General features: G+C 71.4%; 1 protein-coding gene. It reads right to left on the reverse strand.

The window, feature by feature from the left end; all coding sequences use genetic code 11:
- The coding region (locus tag QSK22_RS33360; protein ID WP_285498497.1) for a condensation domain-containing protein at positions 1-392 on the reverse strand (392 nt) is incomplete at its 3' end.
- Between the last annotated feature and the right edge of the window lie 24 nt (positions 393-416).

Here is a 416-nt window from a genome sequence, read left to right on the forward strand (position 1 = left end):
TCGGTACCCGCACCCAGCCGCGACAACATCACCGCCAACGCCGCCTGCAACACCATGAACGGGGTCACGCCCTCGGCACGGGCCAGCTCCACCAGCCGCCGATGCACCTCGGCCGGAACCGACAACGACACCCGATGCCCGCGATGACCGGCCACCGCCGGACGCGGCCGGTCGGCGGGTAGCGCCAGCTCCTCCGGCGCCCCAGCCAGAGCGGTACGCCAGTACTCCACCTGCGCCGACAGCAAACTGTCCGGGTCCGACTCCTCCCCCAGCAGCTCACGCTGCCACAACGCGTAATCGGCGTACTGCACCGGCAGCGGCTCCCACTCCGGCACCTGACCGCGCACCCGCGCCGCGTAAGCCGCCGACACGTCGCGACCCAGGGGAGTCATGGACCAACCGTCACCGGCGATGTG

Source organism: Actinomadura sp. NBRC 104425, from assembly GCF_030269545.1.
Lineage (GTDB): Bacteria > Actinomycetota > Actinomycetes > Streptosporangiales > Streptosporangiaceae > Spirillospora > Spirillospora keratinilytica.